Source organism: Oceanimonas smirnovii ATCC BAA-899, assembly GCF_000381965.1.
Lineage (GTDB): Bacteria > Pseudomonadota > Gammaproteobacteria > Enterobacterales > Aeromonadaceae > Oceanimonas > Oceanimonas smirnovii.
The window spans coordinates 84,912-93,911 of record NZ_KB908467.1; the positions used below are offsets into that span (position 1 = coordinate 84,912).

The 9,000-nt window shown below is 54.0% G+C and carries 6 protein-coding genes; 4 read left to right on the forward strand and 2 right to left on the reverse strand.

Going from position 1 to position 9,000, the window contains the following annotated elements; genetic code table 11:
* Positions 1-63 precede the first annotated feature (63 nt).
* The 3 genes from glmU (at position 64) to glmS (ending at position 4,263) form a co-directional block, all read left to right on the forward strand.
* Positions 64-1,428: a bifunctional UDP-N-acetylglucosamine diphosphorylase/glucosamine-1-phosphate N-acetyltransferase GlmU gene (gene glmU, locus G364_RS0113570; protein WP_019935694.1), complete on the forward strand. Its 1,365-nt coding sequence runs from the start codon at positions 64-66 to the stop codon at positions 1,426-1,428.
* Positions 1,429-1,651: 223 nt separating this feature from the next.
* On the forward strand, positions 1,652-2,419 hold the full coding sequence (locus G364_RS0113575) for a DeoR/GlpR family DNA-binding transcription regulator (protein WP_019935695.1): 768 nt from the start codon (positions 1,652-1,654) through the stop codon (positions 2,417-2,419).
* A 14-nt stretch (positions 2,420-2,433) separates the two neighbouring features.
* Complete coding sequence (glmS, locus tag G364_RS0113580; protein ID WP_019935696.1) at positions 2,434-4,263, forward strand: glutamine--fructose-6-phosphate transaminase (isomerizing); 1,830 nt, start codon at positions 2,434-2,436, stop codon at positions 4,261-4,263.
* 28 nt (positions 4,264-4,291) lie between these two features.
* Here the strand turns inward: glmS and G364_RS0113585 are convergent, their stop codons facing one another.
* Both G364_RS0113585 and G364_RS0113590 read right to left on the reverse strand, forming a co-directional pair.
* Complete coding sequence (locus G364_RS0113585; protein WP_019935697.1) at positions 4,292-6,058, reverse strand: LuxQ periplasmic sensor domain-containing protein; 1,767 nt, start codon at positions 6,056-6,058, stop codon at positions 4,292-4,294.
* A complete protein-coding gene (locus G364_RS0113590; protein ID WP_019935698.1) occupies positions 6,036-7,142 on the reverse strand; it encodes a substrate-binding domain-containing protein in 1,107 nt (368 codons plus the stop codon). The genes G364_RS0113585 and G364_RS0113590 overlap by 23 nt, the downstream gene beginning before the upstream one ends.
* A gap of 304 nt (positions 7,143-7,446) precedes the next feature.
* On the opposite strand from G364_RS0113590, the gene paeA reads away from it, so the two are divergent.
* On the forward strand, positions 7,447-8,763 hold the full coding sequence (gene paeA / locus G364_RS0113595) for a polyamine export protein PaeA (protein WP_019935699.1): 1,317 nt from the start codon (positions 7,447-7,449) through the stop codon (positions 8,761-8,763).
* Positions 8,764-9,000 lie beyond the last annotated feature (237 nt).

The following is a 9,000-nucleotide window of genomic DNA, read 5'->3' on the forward strand; positions in this document are numbered from 1 at the left end:
AAAATCACAATACCGGCAGTGAAAGTACATTAATTGCTAAAGCTAAACGGGACATTAACTTCAATGACGATTCAGGCGGTAATTCTGGCGGCGGGCAAGGGCACCCGCATGCGCTCTTCTCTTCCCAAGGTGCTGCACTCAGTGGCCGGCAAACCCATGGTGGCCCATGTGATTGATGCCGCCCGTGCCTGCGAGGTGGACGGCATTCATCTGGTCTACGGCCATGGTGCCGACCAGCTGAAAGCACGCATTCAGGCGCCGGAGCTGCACTGGACCCATCAGGCCGAGCAACTGGGCACCGGCCATGCGGTGGCGGTGGCGCTGCCCGATATTGCCGACGATGCCAAGGTGTTGGTGCTCTACGGCGACACACCGCTGCTGCAGGCGGAGACCCTGCAGCGGCTGATTGCCGCCCAGCCCAATGGTGGCGTGGGCCTGCTCACTGTGAGCCTTGCCAACCCCACCGGTTATGGCCGCATCGTGCGGGAAAACGGCAAGGTTACCGGTATTGTTGAGCAGAAGGACGCCAGCCCTGAACAGCTGGCTATTACCGAGGTGAACACCGGCGTGCTGGTGGCCGAGGCCGGCCGGCTCAGGGCCTGGCTGGGCGAGCTTAACAACGATAACGCTCAGGGGGAGTATTACCTCACCGACATTTTCGCCATGGCCTACCGCGATGGCTGCGACATTGCCACCGTGCAGCCGGCAAGCACTGCCGAGGTGGAAGGCGCCAATGACAGAGTGCAGCTGGCGGGCCTGGAACGGGCCTATCAGAACATGCAGGCCGAGCGGCTGATGCGTGAGGGTGTCAGCCTGCTGGATCCGGCCCGCTTTGATCTGCGCGGCAGTCTGACTGCCGGCGAGGAAGTGGTGATCGACGTGAATGTGATCATCGAGGGTGACGTGCGCCTGGGCAACAGAGTCAAAATTGGCGCCGGTGCCATTCTCAAAAACTGCGTGATCGGTGACGATGCCGAGGTGAAACCCTACTCTATCATCGAAAATGCCGAGCTGGGCAGCGCCAGCAGCGCCGGCCCCTTTGCCCGTCTGCGCCCTGGTGCCGTGCTGGGTGAAGACGCCCATGTCGGCAACTTTGTGGAAATGAAAAAGGCCCGGCTGGGCAAGGGCTCCAAGGCGGGCCACCTGACCTATCTGGGCGATGCCGAGATAGGTGCGGGGGTGAACATCGGTGCCGGCACCATCACCTGCAACTATGATGGCGTCAACAAGTTCCAGACCATCATTGAAGACGGCGTCTTTGTCGGCTCCGATACGCAATTGGTGGCCCCGGTGCACATTGGCAAGAATGCTACTCTGGGGGCCGGCAGTACCGTGACCAAAGACGTGGCCGAAGCCGAGCTGGTGATCACCCGTGTGGCTCAGCGCCATATCAAAAACTGGCCTCGTCCCGTTAAAAAGAAGCTGTAAGCTATAAGCTGTCAGCTTTAAGATAAACAAATAAGCGCGTCTGTGATTTCACAGGCGCGTTTTTTGATCCTGCATTCGCCTGAAAATGTTATCTGTCCACCGTATTCATCCGGTAACTCGGGCTGCTGATCGCTTACAGCTTACGGCTGACAGCTTTCTTTTGGTTGATCGGTTTTGTTTTGTTCTGTTAGCATTCTGCTTTCAAACCGAAACTTAAGTCATTATGTCGAAACGTAATACGCAACAACGCCGCCATACCATCGTCTCTCTGCTGGCCGAGCAGGGGGAAGTGACCGTGGATGAGCTGGCCCGGCGTTTCGACACATCGGAAGTCACCATTCGCAAGGATCTCACGGCCCTTGAGAAAAACGGCCTGCTGCTGCGGCGTTATGGCGGGGCCGTGCCGGTGCCGAGCGAGATGGTGGCGGAAAACCCTGCCGAGCCGGTTTCGAAACGAAAGCAATCACTGGCCCGGGCGGCGGCGGCGCGCATTCGCGATCACAACCGTATCATTATCGACAGCGGCAGCACCACGGCGGCACTGCTGGGCGAGCTGGGCCACAAACACGGCCTGGTGGTGATGACCAACTCCCTGGCTATTGCCAACGCGGTGCGCGAGCTGGAGCCCGAGCCGACCTTGCTGATGACCGGCGGCACCTGGGATCCATCCTCCGAGTCATTTCAGGGCCAGGTGGCCGAGCAGGTGCTGCGCTCCTACGACTTTGATCAGCTGTTTATCGGTGCTGACGGCATCGATCTGGAACGGGGCACCACCACCTTTAACGAACTCACCGGCCTGTCGCGAGTGATGGCCGAGGTGGCCCGGGAAGTGGTGGTGATGGTGGAGTCGGACAAGCTGGGCCGCAGAATACCCAATCTGGAGCTGCCCTGGAGCCGTATTCATACCCTGGTTACCGACAGCGGCATCAGCGAGACAGATCAACAACAGTTACAGCAAAAGGGCATCACTCTGGTGATAGCACCCGAATAACGAGGATGTAGAGCATGTGTGGAATTGTAGGGGCGGTGGCCCAGCGTGATGTGGCAGAAATTCTGGTGGAAGGCCTGCGCCGTCTGGAATACCGGGGTTACGACTCTGCCGGGGTGGCCATTATTCACGACAACCAGCTGGGCCGAATGCGCCGTCTGGGTAAGGTGCAGGCGCTGGCCGATGCGCTCGAGCAGCAGCCGCTGGCCGGTGGCACCGGCATTGCTCACACCCGCTGGGCCACCCATGGTGAGCCGTCGGAACGCAACGCCCATCCTCATGTGTCCGGCAATATTGCCGTGGTGCATAACGGCATCATCGAAAACCACGAAGAGCTGCGCGCCGAGTTGCAGCAGAGAGGCTACGAGTTTGCGTCCGATACCGACACCGAGGTGATCGCTCATCTGGTGCACTGGCATCGTCAGCATACCGACAGCCTGTTGGCGGCACTGCAGGTTACGGTCAAGGAACTGCGCGGTGCCTACGGCACCGTGCTGATGGACGTGAACGATCCTTCCCGCCTGGTGGTGGCCCGCTCCGGTTCCCCCCTGGTAATTGGCTTAGGGTTAGGCGAGAACTTTATCGCTTCCGATCAGCTGGCACTGCTGCCGGTGACCCGCCGCTTCCTGTTTCTGGAGGAAGGAGACGTAGCCGAGGTGACCCGCCGTGACATTCATATTTTCAACAGCGACGGCCAGCCGGTGACCCGGGCCGAGCAGGAGTCGGACGTCACCCACGACGCCGGCGATAAGGGTGAATACCGTCACCATATGCTGAAGGAAATCTTTGAGCAGCCCAAGGCCATTACCGACACGCTTGAAAGTCGGCTGAGTGAGCAGGGCGTGGTGGTGGAGTCCTTTGGCAATGGTGCCAGGGATATCTTTGAACGAGTGGAGCACATTCAGCTGATCGCCTGCGGCACTTCCTACCATGCGGGCATGGTGGCCCGTTACTGGTTCGAAGCGCTGGCTGGCGTGCCCTGTGATATCGAAATCGCCTCCGAGTTTCGCTACCGCAAGTCGGTGGTGCGCCCCAACAGCCTGCTGATCACCCTGTCCCAGAGCGGCGAGACCGCCGACACCCTGGCGGCGCTGCGGCTGGCCAAGGAGTCCGGCTACATGAGCAGCCTGACCATCTGCAACGTGCCCGGCTCCTCTCTGGTGCGGGAGTCGGATCTGGCCTTTATGACCCGGGCCGGTGCCGAGATTGGCGTGGCTTCCACCAAGGCCTTTACCACCCAGCTGGTGGCGCTGCTGATGCTGGTGGCGGCGGTGGGCCGTTGCCGGGGCAACATGACCGAGCAGACCGAGGCCGAGCTGGTGCGCTCGCTGCGTTCGCTGCCGGCGCACATTGTCAGTACCCTGGCCCTGGCCGGCGACATCGAGCTGCTGGCGGAAGAGTTCGCCGACAAGTACCACAGCCTGTTCCTGGGCCGGGGCGAGCAGTACCCCATCGCCATGGAAGGGGCGCTCAAGCTCAAGGAAATCTCCTATATTCACGCCGAGGCCTATGCCGCCGGCGAGCTCAAGCACGGCCCGCTGGCGCTGATCGACGCTGATATGCCGATTATCGTGGTAGCACCCAACAACGAGCTGCTGGAGAAACTGAAATCCAACGTGGAAGAAGTGCGTGCCCGGGGCGGCATTCTCTATGTGTTTGCCGACAAACAGGCCGGCTTTAAAGGAGATGCCACCATGCGGGTAATGTCATTGGAGCACGTAGACGAAGTGATTGCGCCCATTGTTTACACTGTGCCGCTGCAGCTGCTGTCTTATTATGTAGCCTTGATAAAAGGCACCGATGTGGATCAACCCAGAAATTTAGCCAAAAGCGTTACGGTTGAATAACAGAAAACCCGGGATTTCCCGGGTTTTTTTATCGCTCAGAAAACACTACTACATAATGACTGATGTTTCCGTGTTCATTATTCAGTCCTCGAATAGACAGCCAGATAGCGCTGATGTGACCCGGAGTCAGCTCACATTTTATTTCCCCCTGCCAGTGGCCTTGCTCATCAATATGTTGCCACGGATCGACACTTTTTGTGGCTGCCAGCGGCAGTGCCAGATGGGGAGGCTGCCCCAGCTTATCATCCAGGGTATATCCGGTAATGTGATGATAGGCTGGATTGGCATACACCAGCCGGCGTTGCTGATCAAAGATCATCACCGCTTCCAGCATATTGGCCATTACCAGATTGTTCAGTTGTAATGAAGCTTCTACCTGTTTAATGCGCGTAATATCCTGCCCCTGTAACTGCACAGCCGTTACCAGACCGTTATTAAACACGGGTGCCAGTGTCCATAGCTGGTAACTGGGCCGGTGAGGCAGAGAGCCCATCCGGGTTTCAACTCCATCTACTTTGTTACCCTTTCTGGCCTGATGAATGGCTTGTAGCAGGGGAGCCAGTTGCTCAGGAGTGAAATAATGAGAGAGCATGGTACCGGCGAGCTGCTCCCGGCTTCTTTTGAACAAGGCTGCGGCGGCATGGTTTATCGCCTGAATTTCATTGTTGTTGCCAATAATAATGGCCGCGGAGTTGGCTGCGTCAAACAGATGAGTGAGTCGCTGCTCTTTTTGCTGCAGCGCTGACACCATACTTTCCAGGCTGTTACCCAGGAAATTAAATTCCTGAATACGATCCGGTGAGAAGGTAGCGTGCTGGCCTCTGCGTATTTTTTCAGCAAAGCGGGTCAAGTCAGCAAGAGGCAGTGAGATCAGTCTGAGGGTATATAAAGACAGCAGCAATGCAGTAATTAACACCAGCATAAGGGCCAGCAGTGTGTGATGGCCATAGGCCTCCTGCAGTTGCTGGGCAATGGTATTGTCTGTGACTAACAGCAATTTTAGTTCATTGATTTCACCATTTATTTCAATTGGTTGCAGACTAAAATAGTGCCCCTGATATTTCCCGTAAGACTGCTGGAGCGAGAGGATTTTTGTTATTATATCCGTCTCAATATTATTGTTGTTCACATAAGCATAACCCGCCGGTTTGTTGTTCAGAATGAGTTGTATGCTGAGATTTTCAGCTCCCTGCCCGAGCTGTCGCAGTAGCGTAAGGTTATCGTTAAGCACAATACCTCCCAGCAAGCTGCCTATTACTCGGCCCGAGTCAGGAGATATCACAGGATAACGTTGCGTTAGTGTAAATAATGTATTTAAAGGAGCTTTCAGCTCGGCGCTGATCCACTGGTTGTACAGTGGTGGGGAAGTAATTAACTGATGTAGTCTGTGGCGGGTTATATACAGTGGTGAGCTCATATTGATCCAGTGCTGTCCTCCTTTACTGATCATCAGTAAATCAAGCAGCTCTCCATTGCGGTGATACAGTGTGTCTTGCAACCTTTTTTGTGCCAGTTGTGTGTTGTCAGTTTTTAATGCCTGCGCTATTTCCGGTTGCTCTGCTGTTGCCGAAAGAACGCCATCCAGGCTGTTGAGGTAGCTGCTCATCAGGATCTGCAGGCGAGCACTGGCACTTTCCAGTTGCTGCTGAATACTGTTATTGACCATGGTTGAAGTGCTGCGATAGGTCAGCAGCAGCAAGGCGGCAGCCAGTAGCATAAAAGCCGGCAGCAGTGCCCCTAACAGTACTCTGAGCAATGGAGTAACAGGTTTTTTATTGAGAGTAACGGAAGGCATGCGCTTTTAGCTGCTCCATTTCTGCGGCTGGCGTGTGTCGATCCACAATGGCAAAGTCACCGCTGTAGATTAAGGGAATTTGCTCGGGTTTATTTTCCTGATCAAGGCGGATGGCTTCTGCCATGGCGATACCATTATCGTCGTTCATGCGCATGACAGTGATATCGAGATCCCCTTTGGCAATCGCATCCAGCTCCGCTATACCGCCACCCCAGCCATTAAGAATAACCCTGTTCTGAAGGCCCAGTTGTTTTACAGCATCGGCGGCCCCCAGGGCGATGTCAGTTGTGCAGGCATAAATCAGGTTAATGTCTTTATCATCATTCAGTGCCTGTAACACTGCTTGTCTGGCGATGTCCGGTTTTACATCGGTATAGAATGCATTACGCAGCTGGTAACCGGGATTGGTGGCAGTAAGACGAATAAACTCATCACCCCTTACTTCACTGATATAGCCCCGTGTTCCGTAAAGCATCAGGTAGTTAGCCTCGGACCCAAGCATTTTTTTTATGGCTTCCTTTAACTGTCGGGTTCCCTCCCGGTGATCAAAGCCAACATAGAAGAAAGGTTGATTATGCTGCCAGTGTTTAAGGGGGGTGGTGATGTTCATCAGGATAAGCTTAGGATGACCACGGGCAAGAATCTTTTCTACCAGTACTCTATGGCGCAGAGCATTAAGTGTAAAAATCAGGTAGTCGGGATTGCTCTTCAGCGCATCAGCGAGCAACTGTTCCTGCTGGCGCATGGTGGTAGCCGGCTGGAATGAGTAGCTGGTCAGTGAAAAAGGGATGCCCATCTCCTGCAGGCGGCGTGCCATGCTGATACGGTTGCGCCACCAGTAGTCTGATGCCTGCACATCGGGTGTAAGCATGGCAATGTTCAGGGGAGTGGCTATCTTTGAGGATTTTTCTGTAACCGGTTGTCGCACGCGCTCTGCAAAGGTTTGCTCACGCTGTTGTTGCTCAGGAAAGGCATTCATATATTCCTGATAGGTCCAATATTCTTTGCTTTCGGCTTTTACATAACCGGAAACCGTCAATACAAACAGTAAGCTGGTGAACAGTGATAGTCTTGACAGAGTCATAACCCTCCATACGTTTTCTGTAGCCTGTATGACATATCATATCGCCGGTGACGATGCTCTACACGCTTTCTCTCAACTGCGACACTATGTTGTCTTGCCCATGGTCCGGGGCTGCCCTTTCATTCCTGTACCTTTTAGCCGCACAATCACGCCAGGCTGAAAAAGTTCCTCAGGCTGAGTGTGAACCAGGTTTGCATAGCAGGATTAATGGAAAAAAATCGTTATTGGGTTAAATTTCATGCGTTTTATTTCTTCTGTCAGTCTTTTGTTGGCAGAACACTCCTCCAGACGGTAATACCTGACCATGACAACCTTTGAGCAAGTGCTGATTATTCTGCTGCTGGTAGCGATCAGCTCATTTTTTTCCGTTTCCGAAATCGCCCTGGCGGCGGCACGTAAAATGAAACTGCGGCTGATGGCCAGCGACGGTAACCTCAATGCTGAAAAGGTACTGTTATTACAGGAGCAGCCCGGAAATTTTTTCACCATAGTACAGATAGGGCTCAATGCTGTAGCCATCCTGGGTGGCATAATCGGAGAATCGGCCTTCACTCCCTTCACCAAAGGTCTGTTCGGTCTGTTTTTTGACGGCTCCTGGGTAGATAAGGCCGCTTTCTTCGGGTCCTTCTTTATGGTCACTTCCTTGTTCATTTTGTTTGCGGACCTGATACCCAAGCGGCTGGCCATGATTGCTCCCGAGAAAATTGCAGTGGCAGTCGTGCGTCCCATGGGGTTTATGATAGTGCTGTTCCGGCCGCTGGTATGGCTGTTCAACGGTCTGGCCAATCTGTTGTTCCGGCTGTTTCATGTACCTACCATGCGTAAGGATGAAATTACCCCCGAGGACATCATTGCCATGATGGATGCCGGCGCACAGGCCGGCGTGCTGCAGGAGCAGGAGCATCATCTCATCGAAAACGTATTTGAAATGGAGTCGCGTACTGTCACCTCGGCCATGACTACCCGGGAAAGCCTTATCTATTTCAACCTTCACGAAGATCAGGAAGACATCAAGGCCAAGATTGCTGAGCATCCTCACGCCAAGTTTCTGGTATGCGAAGACACCCTGGACAGGGTCGTGGGTTACGTGGACTCTCGTGACATTCTGATGCAGGTATTACACCAGCAGCCTATTTCTCTGCAAAAGGAAGGAATACTGCGTATCCCGCTGATCATTCCCGATACGCTGTCCATGTATGAGGTGCTGGAGCACTTCAAGACGGCGGGCGAGGATTTTGCCATCATTATGAACGAATATGCGCTGGTGGTGGGCATCATTACCCTTAAAGACGTAATGAGCATAGTAATGGGGGAATTGGTACAACATCAGGAAGAGCAGATAGTGTCCCGTGATGCCAGCTCCTGGCTGGTGGAAGGGCTGACACCACTGGAAGATGTGATGCGAGTACTGAATATTGATGAGTTCCCGGAAGATGAAAACTACGAAACCATTGCCGGCTTTATGATGTATATGTTGCGTAAAATTCCCAAGCGTACCGACTTTGTACTGCATGCAGGCTACAAGTTCGAAGTGGTGGACATTGACAGCTATAAGATAGATCAGTTGTTAGTGACTCGTTTAGGACACTCCGATGCGGTAGAAGAGCAGGAAAAGTTGTAAATATAAACGCTTTGTTCAAGGTTTGAGCGTTCGGCGCTAAAAGCCGTATTTTTGTCAAAAAAGCCCTTGCGCAAAAATCGCGGCTCCCTATAATGCGCATCCACTGACACGGGGCAAGCGGCCTACGGTCACAAACGTTGAAAGACAACAAAATAAAGTTTGATTCAACGCTTGACGAACACCAAGAGTTGCGTAGAATACGCAGCCCTGACCAGCGAAAGCGGTCACGCTCTTTAA